This window comes from Pseudomonas sp. C32 (assembly GCF_030417915.1).
In the GTDB taxonomy this organism is placed as follows: Bacteria; Pseudomonadota; Gammaproteobacteria; order Pseudomonadales; family Pseudomonadaceae; genus Aquipseudomonas.
Genome location: NZ_JAUHUK010000004.1, coordinates 162,015 through 180,891 on the forward strand (window position 1 = coordinate 162,015; position 18,877 = coordinate 180,891).

Here is an 18,877-nt window from a genome sequence, read left to right on the forward strand (position 1 = left end):
GGAAGGGCCAGGCTCTTACCCGAGCGAGATAAGACTATGCAAAATGGTGTCTTGACCCATGAAGCCCTGGCCAGTCTTGGCCTCGACCTCACGCGCTACAACCAGCTGGTGGGCGAAATCTATGAAGGCGCCCTCGATCCGAAACTGATGGCCCACGCCCTCAGGAGTTTTCTCAAGCTCTACGATGCCAACTTCGTCACCCTGATCCTGCGGGTGCCGGATCAACCCGATACGGGCGTGATGATCATCGTCGGCGACATCGAAGGTGCCGGTGATGTTTGCTACATGACTTACCCGCAGACCAATTCGCCTTTCTCCAACCAGCCGCTGGACAGTGTGTTCACCGTCGATGACCTCATGAGCAACTCGCAATGGGAGCAGAACGGTTACTACAAGATGTTCTGCGAGCCCCATGACGTGTATCACCTGATGTGCGCCGACATTTCCACTCCGGACGGCGGCAAACTACGTTTTCGCATGACCCGCCCAAAACGGGCACCCAACTTCTCTGCCAACGACCGGGCGGTGTGCGCCAGTTTCCTGCCACACCTGCGGCGTGCCTCGCAGTTGCATAACATGGTGGACCGCAGTGAATCGTTGAGCGAGTTGTACTCCCAGGCCATCAGCCGGTTATCGGTGGCGACCCTGGTGCTCGACGAAAGCGGCAGCGTGTTGCAGATCAATCCGGTAGCCCAGGAAATCCTCGCTCGTTCCGATGGCCTGAAACTGGTGGGCGGGCGCCTGGAGGCGACGTATCCCAGCGACAACCGGGAGCTGCAACGCCTGATTCGCGGTGCGTTCTGTCCGGATGCGCCAAAAAGCGCCGAGGCCATGTCAGTGACGCGTCCCTCGGGGCTGGTCAACCTGGGGGTGGTGGTCGAATCGATTCCGTCCCTGGACTGGGCCGAGGAGAAGGGCCAGCCGGCGGCGCTGGTGTATATCCGCGATGCGTCGAGCAAGTCCCTGGCCAGCGAAGTGGTGACCAAGCAGCTGTTCAACCTGACCAAGGCCGAAACCGCCCTGGCCATGGAACTGGCCAACGGCTTGTCCCTGGAAGAAGCGGCCGAGGTGCTGAATATCCGGCGTAACACCGCGCGGGCACACTTGCGCTCGATCTTCTCCAAGACCGGCGTGCGGCGCCAGACTGAACTGGTGCGCATCATGCTCAACAGCGTGGTGGCCCTGGGCAAGCCGCAACTGGCGTTGAAAATGTCCGAGAAAATCAAGGTGCCGCCACTGCAACTGGCCGTGCCGATCTACCGTCAGGCCTGATCCTGCAGACCCACCGCCGGGCCATTCGCGCCCGGCGTCGCAGTCGTTGACCCGCGCATTTTTTAGTCCGCACGGACGATGCCGTCCCGTGATCGCCCTGTCGATACTGGGCGGACCAATCACGGAGAACCACCATGCCAATTACAGCCATCACCGGCAGTGCCTCGGGAATCGGGGCCGCCGTATCCGCCGCCATGCGTGCCGCCGGGCACCGGGTTATCGGTATCGATCGCAGCAACGCCGAAGTGATCGCCGACCTGTCTACCCCTCAGGGGCGTGACGCCGCCATCGGGCAGGTGCTTGAACTCAGCGGCGGGGTCCTCGACGGGCTGATCTGCTGCGCCGGGGTCGGTGTGACCGCGCCAAACTGCGGCTTGGTCCTGGCGGTCAACTACTTTGGCGTCAGTCAGTTGCTCGATGGCCTGCAGGGCGCATTGGCCAAGGGACAACAACCGGCGGCGCTGGTGATCGGCTCGGTGGCAGCGACTCATTCGGGACCTGAGGGCCAGCCAATGATCGAAGCGATGATCGCCGGCGATGAAGCCCGGGCGCTGGAATTGGCCAACAGCCTCGGCCAGCCTCACGTCGCCTATGCCGCCTCCAAACTCGCCATCAGCCAACATGTCCGCAGCCTGGCGGTGAGCTGGGGCAAACAGGGCATGCGCTTGAACGTGGTGGCGCCGGGCGCGGTAGAAACCCCGCTGCACCAGGCTTCGCTGGACGATGCGCGTTTTGGCCAGGCAACCCGTGATTTCGTCGCACCCCTGGGCCGCTCCGGGCGCCCTGATGAGATCGCCGCAATGGTAGCTTTCTTGCAATCGCCACAAGCGTCATTTGTCCATGGCACCGTGGTGTTCGTTGATGGCGGTATGGACGCCATGGTCCGCGCCTCGCGTTTCTAAAAGGAATCTGTATGAACAAGGTGGCATTCATTACCGGCGCCAGCCGAGGTATCGGCCGCGAGGCGGCGCTGGCATTCGCCCGCGCCGGTTTCGACGTGGCGATCAGCGCGCGCACCCTCAACGAGGGCGAACAACATGAACATGCGCTGCGCAATGCCGACGGGGCGCCGTTGGCCGGCAGCCTTAACAGCACAGCGCAGGCATTACGAGAACTCGGTTGCCGGGTGCTCGTTGTGCCGATGGACCTGCTCGACAGCGCCTCGGCCCTGAACGCCTGCGAGGCGGTGCTGGCCGAGTACGGGCGCATTGACGTGCTGATCAACAACGCGATCTACCAAGGAAGCGACCTCAACGCCGGGTTCATGGACCTGCAAGCGCAGACCCTGGAGCGGATGTTCCAGGGCTACATCCTCACCCCGTTCCTGTTGACCCGTGCGGTGGCCGAACACATGGTGACGCGCGGCGGCGGGGTGGTGATCAACGTCACCTCCGGCGCTGGCGAAAGCGACCCACCAGTGGCGGCGGGCAAGGGCGGTTGGGGTTATGCCTATGGCGCGGGCAAGGCGGCGGTGTCGCGACTGTCCGGGGTGCTGAGCACGGAACTGGGCGAGGCCGGCGTGCGTGCTTACACGCTAAATCCAGGCGTAGTCACCACCGAAGCGCTCAAGGCCACCATCGGCGACAAAGGCCTGATCGCCCTGCGCGCCGGCAGTGCTCCACCGCATGTTCCGGCGGCGGTGATGCTGTGGCTGGCTACGGCCGAACAGGCACCGGGCTTTCAACGCCGGACCATCGCGGCGCAGCCGTTTGCGCTGGAGCACGGGATAGTCGCCGACTGGCGTTGACGAAAACGGTGGGTCGGTCGCCATAGATGTAGGCGCCGGCTTGCTGGCGATTGCGTCAGGTCAGACAACCCATTCGTCGACCGGACGAACGCCATCGCCAGCAAGCCGGCTCCTACAGGGTTCTTTACGCCTGCCGCCGCTGGCGGGCCAGGGTCATGGCGGTGTCTTCGATCATGTCTTCCTGGCCTCCGACCATGCCGCGACGGCCCATTTCAACGAGGATCTCCCGCGCGGATACGCCGTATTTCTTCTCGGCACGTTTGGCGAACAACAGGAACGAGCCATAGACCCCGGCGTAGCCCATGGTCAGGGCGTCGCGGTCGCTGCGGATCGGGAAGTCCATGATCGGCACCACCAGATCTTCGGCGACGTCCTGGATACCAAACACGCTGACGCCAGTGTCGATACCCATGCGGTCACACACCGCCACCAACACTTCCATCGGCGTGTTGCCGGCACCGGCACCGAGGCCTGCGCACGCGGCGTCGATCCGGTTGGCCCCGGCGGCAATCGCGGCGATGGAGTTGGACACGCCCATCGACAGGTTGTGGTGGCCATGAAAACCGATCTCGGTTTCCGGCTTGAGGGCTGCGCGCATTGCTGCCACACGGGCGCTGACGTCATGGGGCAACAGGTAGCCCGCCGAGTCAGTCAGGTAGATGCAGTTGGCGCCGTAGCTTTCCATCAGCAAGCCTTGCTTGACCAGGCCTTCGGGGCTGTTCATGTGGGCCATCATCAGGAACCCGACAGTGTCCATGCCCAGGCCGCGGGCGTGGGAAATGTGCTGTTCGCTGACATCGGCCTCGGTGCAATGGGTGGCGACGCGAATGGTGTTGACCCCCAGTTCATGGGCCATTTTCAGGTGATCGACGGTGCCGATTCCCGGCAGCAGCAAGGCCGAAACCTTGGCCTTTTTCATCAGCGGGATCACCGCCGACAGATACTCCTCATCGGTGTGGGCCGGAAAGCCATAGTTCACGGAGCTGCCGCCCAGGCCGTCGCCGTGGGTGACTTCGATCAGCGGCACGCCCGCCGCATCGAGGCCGCAGGCGATGTCTTTCATCTGTTGCAGGCTGATCTGATGACGCTTGGGGTGCATGCCATCGCGTAGGCACATGTCGTGAACGGTGATGCTTTTGCCGCGAAGATCCATGGTCGGCTCCTTATGCGTGGGCGGGTTGGGCGGTGGCTTTGAGCACAAGTTCGCCCTTGAGGATTTCCTCGGCGAACATCTCGGCGGTGCGCGCCGCGGCGGCGGTCATGATGTCGAGGTTGCCGGCGTACTTGGGCAAGTAGTCGCCCAGGCCTTCGACTTCCATAAAGATCGACACCCGATTGCCGTCGAACACCGGGCCATTGACCAGCTTGTAGCCGGGCACGTAGCGCTGCACTTGCTTGATCATCGCCTCGATGGCCGCGGTGATCGCCGGCTGGTCGGGTTCGCTGGCGGTCAGGCAATGCACGGTGTCGCGCATGATCAGCGGCGGCTCGGCCGGGTTGATGATGATGATTGCCTTGCCTTTCTTGGCACCGCCGACCTTTTCCACTGCACTGGACGTGGTGCGGGTGAACTCGTCGATGTTTTTCCGGGTGCCGGGGCCGACCGATTTGGACGCGGCGGTGGCGATGATTTCGGCGTATTCCACCGGCTGCACGCTGGACACCGCCGCCACCAGCGGAATGGTGGCCTGGCCGCCACAGGTGACCATGTTGACGTTCATCACCCCCAGGCCCAGTTGCGCCTTGAGGTTCACCGGCGGTACACAATACGGGCCGATCGCTGCTGGGGTCAGGTCGATCATCAATACGCCCAGGGCATTGAGCTTTTGCGAATTCTGCGCGTGCACGTAGGCCGAGGTGGCGTCGAAGGCAATCTGGATCTGGTCTTCGAGGACATGCGGCAGCAAGCCGTCAACACCATCGGCGGTGGTCTTGAGGCCCAGCTCGCGAGCCCGCGACAGGCCCTCGGAGGTGGCGTCGATGCCGACCATCCATACCGGCTCCAGCACCTCGCTGCGCATCAGCTTGTACAGCAGATCGGTGCCGATGTTGCCCGGCCCGATCAGCGCGCATTTGATCTTTTTACTCATGGTTTCTGGCTCCTCAAGAGGGAAGGGCAATTCACGGGACAAAGCGCAGGCTGGTTTCGCCCAGCCCGCTCATGGACAGGCTGATTCGGTCACCGGCGACCACTGGCACCAGTGGCGCCAGGGCACCGGAAAGAATGATTTCGCCACGGCGGAACGGGATACCCAATTCACCCAGGGTGTTGGCCAGCCAGGCCACTGCCGCACAGGGATGGCCTTGCACTGCCGAGCCCAGGCCCGAGCCTGCCGGCTGACCGTTTTTGAGCATTTTCATCTCCACCGCAGCCAGGTCCAGCGAGCGCGGGTCGATGCGCTGGCTGCCTAGGGCGAAGACCCCACAGGAGGCGTTGTCGGCCACGGTGTCCTGGATGCGGATCTGCCAGTCGTCGATCCGCGAATCGACGATTTCGAAGCACGGCACGACCCATTGACTGGCGGCCAATACGTCTTCGGCACTGATGCCTGGGCCTTGCAAGTCTTCACCGAGGATAAAGGCGATTTCGCCTTCGGCCCGTGGCTGGATCAGGTTGTAACGGGCCAGGCTGACATCGCTGCCATCCTCGACCTGCATGGCGTTGGTGAGGAAGCCAAAGTCCGGTTGGTGGACATCAAGCATTTCCTGCACGGCGCGACTGGTCACGCCGATTTTCTTGCCAACCACGTGCTCGCCGAGCGCTTCGCGGCGTTGCAGGAAGCGCAGGGAAATCTGATAGGCCTGCTCCAGGGTGATCTGCGGATAACGCCGGGTCAGGGGCGCCAGCGTCTGGCGGCCGCGCAAGGCGTTGAACAGCTCGTCACCGAGGGTGTTGATCAAATGGGCGTCCATGACGAGGGCTCCAGATGGGGGAAGAAAAAAGGCCCGCCCCAACGTGTTCGGGGGCGGATCCAAAGGAGTCGGTCAGCCGGGCCAGACGGACGTCTCGGCGCCGCCATCGACATCGATGATCTTGCCGGTCACCCAGGCCGAAGCGGGGCTGGCGAGGTACAGCGCGGCGGCGGCGATGTCTTCAGGGGTGCCCAGGCACTTGAGTGGCGTGTTGGCTTCCATGGCTTCGCGCATGGCAGCGGGCATCACACCGTTCAGCGCTTCGGTCAATGTCGGGCCGGGTGCCACGGCGTTGACCCGGATCTGCGGCGCGAAGTCCTGGGCCAGCAGGCGGGTCAGATGGCTGAGGGCGGCCTTGGCCGTGCCGTAGGCGCTGAAATGGCGCTGGGCATAGCGTGCCGCCACCGAGCTGATGTTGATGATGTTGCCGCCACCGGCCTCGCGCATCAGCGGTACGCACAATTGGCAGAAGGCGTAACTGGTGGCGACGTTGAAGGTCAGCGTTTCGGTGAATTGCTCGGGCGTCATCGTCAGCGGATCGTTGGGACCGCCACCGCCGACGTTGTTCACCAGATGAGTGATCCGACCCATTTGCTCAACGCTTTGACGCACCAGTGCCTGGCGTTGCCCGGCATCGTTGACGTCACAGGCGATGGCCAGGGCGCGTCGGCCCAGGCCACGAACCTCTTCGGCCACGGCTTCTACCTCGTCCATCGAACGCGCCGAGCACACCACATCGGCGCCGGCTTCGGCATACGCCAGGGCAATCGCCCGACCAATACCCCGGCCGCTGCCGGTGACGATGGCGACGCTGCCGTGCATGTGGAAACGTTGCAAAATACTCATGAGCCCTTGCTCCGTGGGGTCGATTGTTTATGGATTGAATATCGCCGCAACGGTTGGCGCCAGCATCGTCTCAATGGACTATCAAACAGCGCACACAGGGAGCTGCGATGAGGTGCACCGGCTTGCCAACGAAGGGGCCCTCGAGATTGACGCGATGTGTGACGACGCCTTCGCCGGCAAGCCGGCTCCTACAGGAAATCGTGCGGTCACGGAATTCCGCGCTCTTCGTAGGAGCTGGCTTGCTAGCGAAGGGGTCCGCGAGATTGACGCGATGTTTGACGACGCCTTCGCCGGCAAGCCGGCTCCTACAGGAAATCGTGCGGTCACGGAATTCCGCGCTCTTCGTAGGAGCTGGCTTGCCAGCGAAGGGGGCCGCGAGATTGACGCGATGTTTGACGACGCCTTCGCCGGCAAGCCGGCTCCTACAGGACATCGTGCGGTCACGGAATTCGGCGCTCTTCGTAGGAGCTGGCTTGCCAGCGAAGGGGGGCGCGAGAATGGCGCAATGTTTGAGGGCGCCTTCGCCAGCAAGCCGGCTCCTGCAGGACAGTGCGAATCCTGGGAGACCCATCCCCCCTAGTCCGCTTTGACGATGAATGATTGTTCACTCAATCCGATGATCCATCCCAACTGGCGCAATGGCGCAGTGAGATCGGGAGAATTGAGTGATGCACAGCATGCGTGAAAAGACCCAGGACGAACGTGATCTGCTGGAACGTGCACGGCGCCTGGTGCCCGCACTCAAGGCACGCACGGCGCAGGCCGACAAGGACTTGAAGGTGCCCGTGGAGAGCGTCGTCGAGTTGCAGTCCGCCGGCTTGCTGCGGGCCTTGCAGCCTCGGGCGTTCGGTGGCTACGAAGTGGACCCGCGAACCTTCTTCGAAATCCAGACCATCCTCGCCGAGGGTTGCATGTCCACGGCCTGGATCTACGGCGTGATGGGGGTTCACCCTTGGCAACTGGCGCGTTACCCAATCGAAACGCAGCGCGAAGTCTGGGCTGAAGACCATGACGCGCTGATCTGCTCGACTTACATGCCGGCGGCCAGGGTCACGGTGGTCGAAGGCGGTTACCGCATCAGCGGACGCTGGGGTTTCTCCAGCGGCAGCGAGCACTGCCAATGGGTGTTCCTGGGCGGCATCCTGCCACCCGATGGCGAACTGGCCGCTGAGCACGGCACCTTCCTGCTGCCGCGCAGTGACTATCAAATCGAACGCAACTGGGACGTGATGGGTCTGCGCGGCACCGGTAGCCATGACATCGTGGTCGAGGATGTTTTCGTCCCGGCCCATCGCGTGCAGCGCACCAATAACTGGAACCTCGAAGCAACGCCCGGGCGGCTGGTCAATACCAACCCGATCTATGCAATTCCCTTCGCCCAGGTGTTCTCCCGCGCCGTCTCGACCTCGGCTATCGGCGCCCTGCAGGGTGCGATCAACGAGTTCCGCGACAACGCCGCCAAACACATCGGCAAGCATGGCGCTCGCACAGCGGAAGATCCGGTGGCGCAAACCGCGATTGCCGAAGCGATGGTCACCGTCGACAGCCTGCGCCTGGTGCTGGAGCGCAACTACGAGCATCTGATGAGCCTGGCCCGTGCCGGTGAATACCCGGACACCGAGACCCGCCTGTTGTATCGCTACCAGTCGGCCTATGTGACCAACATCTGCGCCGAACGGGCCAACGACCTGCTGCGCAGCATGGCGGCCTCGGGCTTGTACAACACCAACCCGGTGGCGCGGCTGTTCCGCGACCTGCACCAGGCGCGCGGGCACATCGCCAACAACTACTTGGCCTACGGCCGCAGCTACGGCGCGGTGATGCTCGGCTTGCCCAACCCGGACCCTTACGTCTGAGGCGATAGCGCCCGTTTCGACATCCCTGGGTTTACACCTGTCCGTGATGCATGGGCAGGTGGTCATGAGTACCTGACCTATGAGTAATTATCTGGCCCTGCGCGTGGCGCGAGTGATCGAGGAAACCGCCGATGCGCGCTCCCTCGTGTTCGACGTGCCGGAGCATCTGGGCGAACGTTTTCGCTATCAACCCGGCCAGTTCCTGACCTTGCGCGTACCTTTCGAGGGCGGCTGGCTACCCCGTTGTTATTCATTGTCCAGCACGCCGTTGCTGGATGAGCCGCTGCGGGTAACGGTCAAGCGTGTGCACGAGGGGCGAGCCTCGAACTGGCTGTGCGGCGAGTTTCAGGCCGGTCAGACCCTGGAGGTGCTGCCCCCGGCCGGGGTGTTTGTGCCCCGTAGCCTCGACGGCGACTTGCTGCTGTTCGGCGGTGGCAGTGGCGTGACGCCGGTGCTGTCGATCCTGCGTTCGGCGCTGCTCGCGGGTACGGGCCGGATCCTGCTCATCTACGCCAACCGCGATGAGAAATCAGTGATTTTCAAAGATGAACTCAAGGCCTTGGCCAGTGTTCATCCGCAACGCCTGCAAGTCGTCCATTGGCTTGATTCGGTGCAGGGCATCCCGAGCGTCGGGCAACTGGGCGAGCTGGCTCGGCCGTTTATCGATGCCCAGGCATTCATTTGCGGACCCGGGCCGTTCATGGACGCGGCCGTCAGCGCGCTGAAAAGCCTGGGCATGCCGGATCGCCGAGTGCATGTCGAGCGTTTCGTCTCGCTGCCCGGCGAGGGCGAACTGCCGCTGGTGAGCAGCAGCGAAGCGGCGGTGGCCGCGCAGTTGGCAGTGCGCCTGGACGGCGAGGAGTTTCAACTGGCCTGCGACAGCGGCGAGACCGTGCTGGCCGCCATGGAGCGAGCCGGTCTAAACCCGCCCAGCGCTTGTCGTGTCGGTGGCTGCGCCTCGTGCATGTGCACCCTGGAAAGTGGCGATGTCGAGCTGCTGCACAACGATGCACTGGATGCCGGCGAATTGGCCGAAGGCTGGATCCTCGCCTGTCAGGCGGTGCCCACCAGCGCGCAACTGCGTATCCGCTTTCCCGATTAATGAGCCCGAGCCCACGATGAATCAGAGCCTGAACCTTGCCGCGCCCCTGAGCGCAGCCCCTGCCACCCTGGCCCAGTTGGTCTTCAGCAGTGCCGAACGTTTTGCCGGACGCACGGCTATCGAGGACAACGGCCAGTGCATCGACTACGCGCAGTTACCCGAGCGGGTCATGGGCTTTGCCCGGGGCTTGATGGCCCTGGGGATCCAGGCGGGTGATCGGGTCGCAATCTGGGCGCCAAACTGTGCCGACTGGATCCTCGCTGCGCTGGGCATTCAGTGCGCCGGTGCGGTGCTGGTGCCGATCAACACACGCATGAAGGGGCAGGAAGCCGCCGATGTGCTGGAGCGTAGCGGTTGCCGAGTGTTGTTTGTCCAACAGCGTTTTCTCGACGTTGACTACCCCGCGTTGCTCGCTCCTCATCGGCCATCCAGCCTTGAACATCTGGTAATTGTCGATGGCGACGCGCCGGAGCAGTCTTCGGATTTGACGCTGGCACAGTTCCTGCGCGGTGCGGCGACCATCGATACGGACAGCGCCTTGCGCCGCGCATTGGCGGTCGGCCCCGAGGCCATGTGTGATTTGTTGTTCACCTCCGGCACCACCGGCAAACCCAAGGGCGTGATGAGCGGCCATGGCCAGAACCTGCGGGCCTTCACTGAGTACGTCAAAGTCATCGGCCTGGTGCCGGGTGACCGTTACCTGATCGTCAACCCGTTCTTTCATGCCTTTGGCTACAAGGCTGGCTGGCTGACCTGTCTGATCGGCGGGGCGACCATCCTGCCCCACGCGGTGTTCGACGCAGAGCAAGTGTTCCAGCGCATCGCCCGCGAGCGCATCAGCGTCCTGCCCGGCGCGCCGACGCTTTACCTGTCACTGCTGGCCCATCCGAAGCTCCAGCAGACCGACCTGTCGAGCCTGCGCATCGCGGTGACCGGTTCGGCAAGCATCCCGCCGAGCCTGATCGAGCGCATGCGCAACGAGTTGGGGTTTGCCGTGGTGACCACCGCCTACGGCCTGACCGAGTGCGGCGGGCTGGCGACGATCTGCGATCCGCAAGACTCGGCGCACGTGATCGCCGGCACCAGCGGACGACCGATTGCCGGCACTGAGGTGAGCATCCGCGACCCGAATAACCAGGCGCTGGACGCCGGGCTGACCGGCGAGATCTGCCTGCGTGGCTTTCACATCATGCAGGGCTATTTCCAGAACCCCGACGCGACCCGCGAAGCCATCGACGCCGAAGGCTGGCTGCACACCGGCGATGTCGGCCGCCTGGACGACGCAGGCAATCTGATCATCACCGACCGGCTGAAGGACATGTTCATCGTTGGCGGTTTCAACTGCTATCCGGCGGAAATCGAAGCAGCACTGATCCGGCATCCGGCGATTGCCCAGGTGGCGGTGATCGGTATCGCCGATGAACGCATGGGCGAAGTCGGCTGTGCCTGCGTGGTGTTGCGTGAAGGCAAAGAGCTGGACGAGGCGCAACTGATCACCTGGAGCCGCGAGCAAATGGCCAATTACAAGGTGCCGCGCCAGGTGCGATTTTTCAGTGCGCTGCCGCTCAACCCGTCGAGCAAGGTGGCGAAGAACGAACTGCGCGCGGTGGTGGCCAACGGCGCTCAGGCATGAGGAGCGCTCATCTCACCAAACGGACGATGTGCGTCACAGCGGATTTTTTCATGCTGTGGCGGCACAAGCAAAAACAACAAAAAAGGAGAGGAGCATGTTTACCCGAAACCTGGTAACCCGCCGTCCGGGGAGTCCATTCGATAGTCGCTGCCTGTTGGCAACGGCCATCACCTTCGTCAGTGCTACGGCCAGTGCTGCACCGACCATCGAGCTGGGGGAAGATACCACCCTGGATTCGTCGCTGACGGTCAACTACACAGCATCCATGCGTACCGCCAAGCAGGCCAGCCAATACCTCAACGACCCGAACAACGACGACGGCACGCGCAACTTCAAGCGCGGCTCGTTGATCAACAACCGCGTGAGCCTGTTCGGCGAGTTGCAGCTCAAGCACGACAATCTCGGTGCGGTGCTGCGCGGCAGTCAGTTCTATGACGATATCTACAACCAGAAAAACGCCAACGACTCGCCGCAGACGGTCAACAAGACTGGCCACAACGATGGCTTCAGTGACGAAACCCGACGCCTGAGCGGTAGCATGGCGCGACTGCTTGATGCGTACGTGTATGGCAACTTCGATGTCGGCGAGACCCAATATCTGTCGATCAAGGCCGGACGGCATCTGGTGGCCTGGGGCGAGAGCCTGTTCTGGGCCAACATCAGCCAGGGCCAGGCCCCGGTGGATGCCACCAAATTCAACGTGCCGGGTACCGAGGCCAAGGACTCTTACCTGCCGGTAGGGCAGGTGTCCGGGTCGTGGTCGCTCAATGAAGACCTGGCGCTGGTGGGCTACTACCAGTACGAGTGGGAAAAGACCGATCTCAACCCCGTGGGCGACTACTTCGGCAGCGATACCTTCGGTCCCGGTGCCGAGTTCTATCGTCTGGGCGCCGGGCAGATCGACAGCCTGCCCAACGGCCTGGCGGTCGGTTATGCCGGTGAAAAAGACGCCAGCGACAGCGGCCAATGGGGCCTGGGCGTGCGCTACCGAGTCACTGAAAACACCGAAGTGGGGCTGTTTCACTACCGCTATAACGAGCGTGTCGGTTCGTTGTTTTTCGACTTCACCGGCACCACCCAGTACTCGTCGCTCAAGGGCATTGGTCATGACGGAACCGCGTCGTCCTATCGCCTGGGTTACTTCGAAGACGTCAAGCTGACCGGTATCAGCTTCAGCTCCAAGGTCGGCGACTCGGTGCAGTATGCCGGTGACCTGAGCTACCGCGATGGCGCCTCGGTCTACCTGAACAACGGTGCGCCGACCACCGGGCAAATCTGGCAAGGCAACCTCAACGCCATGTACATCCTCGGCCCGAGCTTCCTCGCCCAGCAGACCACTTTCATGGGTGAAGTGGTGCATCAACACATTGACGGTGTGGACAGCCTGACGATCACCGGTGGTGGGGCCGGCGTAGACGGCACGTTCGACACGTTCGAGTCAAAGACCCAGACCCGTGGCTCGTCCTTACTCGGCGTTGGCGCCTACATGGACTACCCGTCCATTGCCAATGGCCTGGACCTGAGCACCAAGGTGGTCTGGACGCAGAACATCGACGGCAGTGCGTACCAGGGCCTGGGTCGCGACGAGAAGCGGCTGACGGTGGGTGGCGACTTCAAGTACCTGGGCAATTTCCAGGTCGGCATGACCTACGTCGCCTACCTGAGCTCCCCGGATGTCGCCCAGGGCCGCTTGTTGGCGGACCGCGATTATCTGTCGCTCAATGCCAAATACACCTTCTGATGATCACAGCTGCGTCGCGACATGGCGGCGCAGCTTTTATTTGTAGCCTGATAACAATAAAGAGAGGCCAGTCATGAATCCTCGTCCGACCCCGTCAGCGTTCAGCCCGATTGCGATTGGACCGTTGACCCTGAAAAACCGCTTTATCAAGGCTGCCACCAACGAAGGCATGAGTGCCGGGGGTGTACCTTCCAAACAGCTGGTCAAGCTGCACTCGGCCCTGGTCGCGGGCGGCACTGCCCTGACCACCGTGGCCTATTGCGCGGTGAGCAGCGATGGCCGCACCTTGCCCAATCAGTTGATCCTCGCCCCCTCCAGCGTGCCGCACTTCAAGGCCCTGACCGATGCCGTGCACCAGTCCGGTGGCCTGGCCAGCGCACAGATCACCCACGGTGGTTGCTTTACCTTTATTCGCGAACGTTCGACCAAGCGTCCGCTGTCGGCCAGCGGCGGCTTCAACAAGATCGGCTTGATGAGCGGCATGTTCCTCAAGCAGGCGATGAACGAAGCCGACATGCAGCAAGTGGTGCGCGACTTCACTCAGGGCGCGCGTCTGGCGCGGCAGGCGGGTTTCGATGCCGTGGAAATCCACATGGGTCACGGCTACTTGCTCAGCCAGTTCATTTCGCCGATGTACAACAAGCGCCGCGACCAGTATGGCGGCAGCCTGGAAAACCGCCTGCGCTTTCCACGCCGGGTGCTGCGCGCGGTGCTCGATGCGGTCGGCTCGGAAATGGCGGTGATCTGCAAATACAGCATCACCGAAGGCGTGCGCGCCGGTAACAGCGCCGAGGACGGAGCACAGATCGCCCGCATGCTGGAAGAAGAGGGCGCACACTTGCTGGTGCTCAGCGCCGGGATGAACGCCGAATCGATCACCACCATGTTCGGCTCGTCCTTCCCCAAGGAAAACCGCGTACAGCAGAAGAACAAGATTATCGCCCTGGCGATGGCTATCCAGCGTCGCAAAGAGCCGACCGTGGAGTTCCGTGAGCTGTATTTGCTGGAGCATGCGCGCAAGGTGCGGGCGGCGGTAAAGATGCCGCTGGCTTACCTGGGTGGCGCCAAGAGCCTGGCGAGTATCGAAAAGATCATGGCCGAGGGCTTTGACCTGGTCGCCATGGGGCGGGTGTTGCTGGCTGAAAATGACTACGTCAACAAACTCGCCAGCGGCGCCAGTCGCGATTCGATCTGCACCGCCTGCAACCGCTGCGTGGCCATGATGTACACCCCTGGCGGCACCTCCTGCGTACTGGGCCAGCCGGGCGATGCCGTGTTGAACAGCCAGAAGGCGGCGGGGTGACGGATACACCGGCGCCTGGGTCGCCTGTACGAGCTTGCTGGCGATGCGGCGGTGAAGCTGATGCCGCCATCGCTGGCAAGCCAGCTCCTACAGGTTTTGCGGGTGTATCCGGATTGTTGAGCGGTAGGGATATCTGTAGGAGCCGGCTTGCTGGCGATGCGGCGGTGAAGCTGATGCCGCCATCGCTGGCAAGCCAGCTCCTACAGGTTTTGCGGGTGTGTCCGGATTGTTGAGCGGTAGGGATATCTGTAGGAGCCGGCTTGCTGGCGATGCGGTGGTGTAGCTAATGCCGCCATCGCTGGCGAGCCAGCTCCTACAGGTTTTGCGGGTGTATCCGGATTGTTGAGCGGTACGAAAAATCTGTAGGAGCCGGCTTGCTGGCGATGCGGTGTTGAAGCGGATGCCGCCATCGCTGGCAAGCCAGCTCCTACAGGTTTTGCGGGTGTATCCGGATTGTTGAGCGGTAGGGATATCTGTAGGAGCCGGCTTGCTGGCGATGCGGCGGTGAAGCTGATGCCGCCATCGCTGGCGAGCCAGCTCCTACAGGTTTTGCGGGTGTATCCGGATTGTTGAGCGGTAGGGATATCTGTAGGAGCCGGCTTGCTGGCGATGCGGTGTTGAAGCTGATGCCGCCATCGCTGGCAAGCCAGCTCCTACAGGTTTTGCGGGTGTGTCCGGATGGTTGAGCGGTAGGGAAAGCTGTAGGAGCCGGCTTGCTGGCGATGCGGCGGTGAAGCTGATGCCGCCATCGCTGGCAAGCCTCGCTCACCACGTCGCCCGGATCAGCCGTTTTGCAGGAAATCGATGCAGCTGCGGTTGAACAGTTCGCGATGTTCCACCTGGACCCAATGTCCGCATCGGTTGAGCACGATGAAGCGGGCATTCGGTGCGCCGTCGATGATGCGCTGGGCGCCGCTGATTGGGTTGAAATGATCATTGGTTCCCCAGAAGCCAAGGATCGGGCACTGGATTTCACCCAGGCGTGCCTCCATGTTCTGCACCATCATCGTGCTGAACAGATTCTTCGGCTGGGTCACGGCCACCGCCACGCGTTCCTGCAGCAGGCTTTCCGGCAGGATCGAAGCGTCGAATAGCTGCAGGCTCATCATGCTGCGCATCTCTTCCAGACCGATGGGGCCAGCGCTGAACAGGCTGACCATGCGCACAATGCCTTCCATCTTGAAGTAGGTTTCCCGCTCCTCGACACCGCCCGGTGCCAGCAAAATCAGGCTCTGCGGCAGTTGCGGCAGGCGCAGGGCCAGCCCCAGGGCGATCGCGCCGCCCAGCGAATTACCCAGCAGCGTGCAACGCCGCACACCGATGGCTTCGAGGAACGCCGCCACGCAATCGACGAAGAAATCCAGGTTGTACTGCACGTCCTCGGGTTTGTCCGAGCGGCCGAAACCCGGTAGGTCGAGCACGATGTTGCGATAGCCCGCGGCGACCAGTTGCGGGTAGTTGCCCTTGAAATTGCTGAAACCACTGGCGCCCGGCCCGCTGCCGTGCAGCCACAGCACCACGGGGCCTGCGCCCTCATCCAGATAGTGCAGGCGCAGGCCGTTTGGCAGGCTCGCGTAATGGCCGACGGGCAGGGGCAGATCTACGGGTTGGTTCATGGGGTTCTCCATTGAAGGCGGATTCATGAAGCACAGCCGCGCCAGGCGCTGCTGCAGATTGAAGGGGAATACAGCGCCTGGCGTGGTGCGCGCCTTGCGAATGCTGGGCTTTGGCGGGGTTATCCACATCGTCCGTTCAGACCACGCGGTGGTAGTCCCATCGGACGATGTGTGCCCGGGCGCTTGCCGCTAATCATGCAGGGGACGGCGTGACTGCAAGGGCAGCGGGCCGCAGCGTATTTGCACATTCGGAGATTGCTATGAAGTTACTCAACAAAGTGGCCTTTGTGACCGGCGCCGCGCAGGGCATGGGCCAGGCCATCGTGCGTGGTTTTGTCGCCGAAGGCGCCAAGGTGGTGGCTGTCGATCTGAATCAAGCGGCCTTGGCCGAGAGCCTGGCAGACCTTGGCGACAAGGTCCTGGCCCTGTCCTGCAACGTCGGTGACAGCGCCTCCGTGGCCGATGCCATGGGCCAGACCGAACAGCATTTCGGCGGCCTCGACATTCTGGTCAACAACGCCGGCGTGGGCGGACTGGACAGCTTCCTCGAAACCCCGGATGAGAGCTGGTCGCGCGTGATCGGCGTGAACCTGGGTGGCACCTTTCTGTGCTGTCGTGAGGGCGCAAAACTGATGGTCAAGGGTGGCCGTAAGGGCGCGATCATCAACCTCTCCAGCACCGCTGCGCTGACCGGTGAAGGCCCAAGTCACTATTGCGCGTCGAAAGCCGGAGTGATGGGGCTGACCCGTTCGATCGCCCGTGAACTGGCGGCCAGCGGCATCCGCGTCAACACCCTGGTACCGGGGCCGACCAATACGCCGATGATGGCCGGCATCCCTGACGAATACATGGAAGCGCTGCTGAAAAACGTGCCGCTGGGACGCATGTGCGAGACCGATGAGATCGCCCGGGTTGCAGTGTTCCTGGCCAGCGAAGACGCCAGTTTCATGACCGGGCAGAACATCGCCGTTAACGGCGGCATGGCCTTTATCTGATCAGGGAGTCACCCATGAGCAAGCGTTTACAAGGAAAAATTGCCTTCGTTACCGGCGCCGGTTCCGGCATCGGCGAAGCCACTGCACTGCGTTTCGCCGAAGAGGGCGCAACAGTGGTGTTGTGCGGGCGCCGCATTGAGCCGTTGCAAGGCGTGCAGGAAAAAATCCGTGCCCAGGGCGGGCAGGCCGAGATCGCCGTGGCCGATGTCAGCGACGAACAAGCCTACGTCGGCGCGCTGCAAGCGACCGCGCAACGCCACGGGCGCCTGGACATCCTGGTCAACAATGCAATGGCCTACACCTGGGGCGGCATCGACACCATGACCACCGCCGACTGGCACGCCAACTTCGCCACTACCGTCGACGGGACCTTCTTCGGCACCCGCACCGCGATGCAGTTGATGAAAGCGCAGGGCGGCGGTTCGATCGTCAACATCGCCTCGATCTGTGGCCTGTTCGGTACCGCATGGATGGCCGGTTATTCGGCGGCCAAGGCGGCGGTGATCAACTTCAGCCGGGCGGCGGCCAGCGAAGGCGCACCGCACAACATCCGCTGCAACGTGATCATTCCGGGGGTGGTCGACACCCCGGCCACTGCTGGCATGCTCGGTGACGCCAAAACCCGCACCAACACCGAAAAGGTGATCCCGATGAAACGGGTCGGCCTGCCGGTGGAACTGGCCAACGCGATTGTGTTCCTGGCCAGCGACGAGGCGTCGTATGTCACCGGCGCCAGCCTGGCGGTGGACGGCGGGCGCGGTTCTGACCTGTACACGGTGCTCGACTGATGGGCCTGGAGTCCGCCGCGCTGCTTGAGCGCATCGATCGCCTGGAGTCGCTTGACGCTATCCGCCAACTGGCCGGCAAGTACGCGCTGGCGCTGGACATGCGTGACATGGATGCGATGGCTAACTGCTTCGCCCCGGACGTGCGCGTGGGCCGCGACAAGAGCGGTCGCGCGCACCTCAAAGCGTGGCTGGACGAAACCATGCGCAAGCAGTTCCACGGCACCTCCCATCACTTGGGGCAGCACATCATCGAGTTCAGCGATGCCGATCACGCCACTGGCGTGGTCTATTCCAAGAACGAGCATGAGACCGGTCCCGAGTGGGTGATCATGCAGATGCTGTACTGGGACGACTACGAGCGGATCGACGGGCGCTGGTGTTTCCGTCGTCGCTTGCCGTGCTACTGGTACGCGACCGACCTGAACAAACCACCGATTGGCGGCCTGAAGATGCGTTGGCCGGGGCGCGAGCCTTACGCTGGCAGTTTCCATGAGTTGTTTCCGTCGTGGGATGCGTTCTGGGCGCAACGTCCGGACAAGGACGCCTTGCCGCAGATCGCCGAACCCGCGCCGTTGGAAGGCTTTCTCAAAACCCTGCGCCGTGGGGCGGATGACCCGAAGATTCGCGTACGCTGACCAATCTGGGCGGCCCGTGCAGGTGCCGCCCTTTTGCTTGCGCGACGGTATACCCCTTTTGGCGCGCACCTTCCAGCTAGCCTGGGTTTTGCGGCTGTCCCCGATCCCCTGTAGGAGCGAGCCTGCTCGCGATGGCTTTGTGTTGGGCGACTTGTTTTTTGGTGGTGTACATATCCATTGCTGCGGTAACGGCGGCTTATGGTTTCGCCCTTACGGCGAGTCACTTTTGACAAACGCCTCAATAGTAACCAAAAAGTCTTGCCCCACCATTCGGCCCCTCGCTGAGGCTCGGGGTGCCCTCACTCCGGCATTGCTCCGTGGGCCCGCCGCGATCGGCCATCCATGGCCGTGCGCGGCTATCCCGGCATCCATGCCGGGATGCCCACTGCGCAACGCCTGCGTTCGGCCTCTGGAAACGGGGCAGGTAGAT

17 protein-coding genes are annotated in these 18,877 nt (G+C 62.8%); 12 read left to right on the forward strand and 5 right to left on the reverse strand.

Annotated features, from left to right (window positions below):
* The first annotated feature begins 36 nt into the window (after window positions 1–36).
* The 3 genes from QYH43_RS06245 to QYH43_RS06255 all read left to right on the forward strand — a co-directional run bounded on the left by QYH43_RS06245 (window position 37) and on the right by QYH43_RS06255 (window position 3,019).
* Window positions 37–1,272: a helix-turn-helix transcriptional regulator gene (locus tag QYH43_RS06245; protein WP_095059608.1), complete on the forward strand. Its 1,236-nt coding sequence runs from the start codon at window positions 37–39 to the stop codon at window positions 1,270–1,272.
* A 134-nt stretch (window positions 1,273–1,406) separates the two neighbouring features.
* Window positions 1,407–2,174 carry an SDR family oxidoreductase gene (locus QYH43_RS06250; RefSeq protein ID WP_301156655.1) on the forward strand — a complete coding sequence of 256 codons (768 nt, stop codon included), beginning with the start codon at window positions 1,407–1,409 and terminating at the stop codon, window positions 2,172–2,174.
* A gap of 11 nt (window positions 2,175–2,185) precedes the next feature.
* The gene (locus QYH43_RS06255) at window positions 2,186–3,019 is read left to right on the forward strand and encodes an SDR family NAD(P)-dependent oxidoreductase (protein ID WP_301156656.1); all 834 of its coding nucleotides are present in this window, start codon (window positions 2,186–2,188) and stop codon (window positions 3,017–3,019) included.
* A 124-nt stretch (window positions 3,020–3,143) separates the two neighbouring features.
* On the opposite strand, the gene dmpG is transcribed toward QYH43_RS06255, so the two are convergent.
* The 4 genes from dmpG to QYH43_RS06275 form a co-directional block, all read right to left on the reverse strand.
* Complete coding sequence (gene dmpG, locus QYH43_RS06260; RefSeq protein ID WP_095059605.1) at window positions 3,144–4,172, reverse strand: 4-hydroxy-2-oxovalerate aldolase; 1,029 nt, start codon at window positions 4,170–4,172, stop codon at window positions 3,144–3,146.
* A gap of 10 nt (window positions 4,173–4,182) precedes the next feature.
* Window positions 4,183–5,109: an acetaldehyde dehydrogenase (acetylating) gene (locus QYH43_RS06265; RefSeq protein WP_053159794.1), complete on the reverse strand. Its 927-nt coding sequence runs from the start codon at window positions 5,107–5,109 to the stop codon at window positions 4,183–4,185.
* A 31-nt stretch (window positions 5,110–5,140) separates the two neighbouring features.
* Complete coding sequence (locus QYH43_RS06270) at window positions 5,141–5,932, reverse strand: fumarylacetoacetate hydrolase family protein (protein ID WP_301156657.1); 792 nt, start codon at window positions 5,930–5,932, stop codon at window positions 5,141–5,143.
* A 72-nt stretch (window positions 5,933–6,004) separates the two neighbouring features.
* Complete coding sequence (locus QYH43_RS06275) at window positions 6,005–6,778, reverse strand: glucose 1-dehydrogenase (RefSeq protein WP_095059603.1); 774 nt, start codon at window positions 6,776–6,778, stop codon at window positions 6,005–6,007.
* Between the two features lie 73 nt (window positions 6,779–6,851).
* Between QYH43_RS06275 and QYH43_RS06280 the strand changes: the two genes are divergently transcribed.
* From QYH43_RS06280 to QYH43_RS06305, 6 genes are all read left to right on the forward strand, one after another.
* The gene (locus tag QYH43_RS06280) at window positions 6,852–7,358 is read left to right on the forward strand and encodes a hypothetical protein (RefSeq protein WP_301156658.1); all 507 of its coding nucleotides are present in this window, start codon (window positions 6,852–6,854) and stop codon (window positions 7,356–7,358) included.
* Window positions 7,359–7,446: 88 nt separating this feature from the next.
* Window positions 7,447–8,634, forward strand: a complete 1,188-nt coding sequence (locus QYH43_RS06285) for an acyl-CoA dehydrogenase family protein (protein WP_301156659.1) — start codon at window positions 7,447–7,449, stop codon at window positions 8,632–8,634.
* Between the two features lie 79 nt (window positions 8,635–8,713).
* Window positions 8,714–9,736, forward strand: a complete 1,023-nt coding sequence (locus tag QYH43_RS06290) for a ferredoxin--NADP reductase (protein ID WP_095059600.1) — start codon at window positions 8,714–8,716, stop codon at window positions 9,734–9,736.
* Window positions 9,737–9,752: 16 nt separating this feature from the next.
* The gene (locus QYH43_RS06295; RefSeq protein ID WP_095059599.1) at window positions 9,753–11,369 is read left to right on the forward strand and encodes a FadD3 family acyl-CoA ligase; all 1,617 of its coding nucleotides are present in this window, start codon (window positions 9,753–9,755) and stop codon (window positions 11,367–11,369) included.
* 94 nt (window positions 11,370–11,463) lie between these two features.
* Entirely contained in the window at window positions 11,464–13,110 is a 1,647-nt protein-coding gene (locus QYH43_RS06300) for a DUF1302 family protein (protein ID WP_095059598.1), read from the forward strand.
* 73 nt (window positions 13,111–13,183) lie between these two features.
* Window positions 13,184–14,413 (forward strand): NADH:flavin oxidoreductase, encoded by a 1,230-nt coding sequence (locus tag QYH43_RS06305; protein WP_095059597.1) that lies wholly within the window; start codon window positions 13,184–13,186, stop codon window positions 14,411–14,413.
* Between the two features lie 782 nt (window positions 14,414–15,195).
* On the opposite strand, the gene QYH43_RS06310 is transcribed toward QYH43_RS06305, so the two are convergent.
* Complete coding sequence (locus tag QYH43_RS06310; RefSeq protein ID WP_095061769.1) at window positions 15,196–16,029, reverse strand: alpha/beta hydrolase; 834 nt, start codon at window positions 16,027–16,029, stop codon at window positions 15,196–15,198.
* Window positions 16,030–16,289: 260 nt separating this feature from the next.
* Between QYH43_RS06310 and QYH43_RS06315 the strand changes: the two genes are divergently transcribed.
* The 3 genes from QYH43_RS06315 to QYH43_RS06325 are packed head-to-tail and all read left to right on the forward strand — an operon-like array spanning window position 16,290 to window position 18,447.
* Window positions 16,290–17,024, forward strand: coding sequence for an SDR family NAD(P)-dependent oxidoreductase (locus QYH43_RS06315; protein ID WP_095061768.1), 735 nt, complete (start codon window positions 16,290–16,292; stop codon window positions 17,022–17,024).
* 14 nt (window positions 17,025–17,038) lie between these two features.
* Window positions 17,039–17,812 carry an SDR family NAD(P)-dependent oxidoreductase gene (locus tag QYH43_RS06320; protein WP_301156660.1) on the forward strand — a complete coding sequence of 258 codons (774 nt, stop codon included), beginning with the start codon at window positions 17,039–17,041 and terminating at the stop codon, window positions 17,810–17,812.
* Window positions 17,813–17,817: 5 nt separating this feature from the next.
* Window positions 17,818–18,447, forward strand: a complete 630-nt coding sequence (locus QYH43_RS06325; RefSeq protein ID WP_218232140.1) for a nuclear transport factor 2 family protein — start codon at window positions 17,818–17,820, stop codon at window positions 18,445–18,447.
* Window positions 18,448–18,877 lie beyond the last annotated feature (430 nt).

Coding starts and splice junctions, on each gene's coding strand:
- QYH43_RS06245 (WP_095059608.1), top strand. CDS start 37: ATGCAAAATGGTGTCTTGACCCATGAAGCCCTGGCCAGTCTTGGCCTC.
- QYH43_RS06250 (WP_301156655.1), top strand. CDS start 1,407: ATGCCAATTACAGCCATCACCGGCAGTGCCTCGGGAATCGGGGCCGCC.
- QYH43_RS06255 (WP_301156656.1), top strand. CDS start 2,186: ATGAACAAGGTGGCATTCATTACCGGCGCCAGCCGAGGTATCGGCCGC.
- dmpG (WP_095059605.1), bottom strand. CDS start 4,172: ATGGATCTTCGCGGCAAAAGCATCACCGTTCACGACATGTGCCTACGC.
- QYH43_RS06265 (WP_053159794.1), bottom strand. CDS start 5,109: ATGAGTAAAAAGATCAAATGCGCGCTGATCGGGCCGGGCAACATCGGC.
- QYH43_RS06270 (WP_301156657.1), bottom strand. CDS start 5,932: ATGGACGCCCATTTGATCAACACCCTCGGTGACGAGCTGTTCAACGCC.
- QYH43_RS06275 (WP_095059603.1), bottom strand. CDS start 6,778: ATGAGTATTTTGCAACGTTTCCACATGCACGGCAGCGTCGCCATCGTC.
- QYH43_RS06280 (WP_301156658.1), top strand. CDS start 6,852: ATGGACTATCAAACAGCGCACACAGGGAGCTGCGATGAGGTGCACCGG.
- QYH43_RS06285 (WP_301156659.1), top strand. CDS start 7,447: ATGCACAGCATGCGTGAAAAGACCCAGGACGAACGTGATCTGCTGGAA.
- QYH43_RS06290 (WP_095059600.1), top strand. CDS start 8,714: ATGAGTAATTATCTGGCCCTGCGCGTGGCGCGAGTGATCGAGGAAACC.
- QYH43_RS06295 (WP_095059599.1), top strand. CDS start 9,753: ATGAATCAGAGCCTGAACCTTGCCGCGCCCCTGAGCGCAGCCCCTGCC.
- QYH43_RS06300 (WP_095059598.1), top strand. CDS start 11,464: ATGTTTACCCGAAACCTGGTAACCCGCCGTCCGGGGAGTCCATTCGAT.
- QYH43_RS06305 (WP_095059597.1), top strand. CDS start 13,184: ATGAATCCTCGTCCGACCCCGTCAGCGTTCAGCCCGATTGCGATTGGA.
- QYH43_RS06310 (WP_095061769.1), bottom strand. CDS start 16,029: ATGAACCAACCCGTAGATCTGCCCCTGCCCGTCGGCCATTACGCGAGC.
- QYH43_RS06315 (WP_095061768.1), top strand. CDS start 16,290: ATGAAGTTACTCAACAAAGTGGCCTTTGTGACCGGCGCCGCGCAGGGC.
- QYH43_RS06320 (WP_301156660.1), top strand. CDS start 17,039: ATGAGCAAGCGTTTACAAGGAAAAATTGCCTTCGTTACCGGCGCCGGT.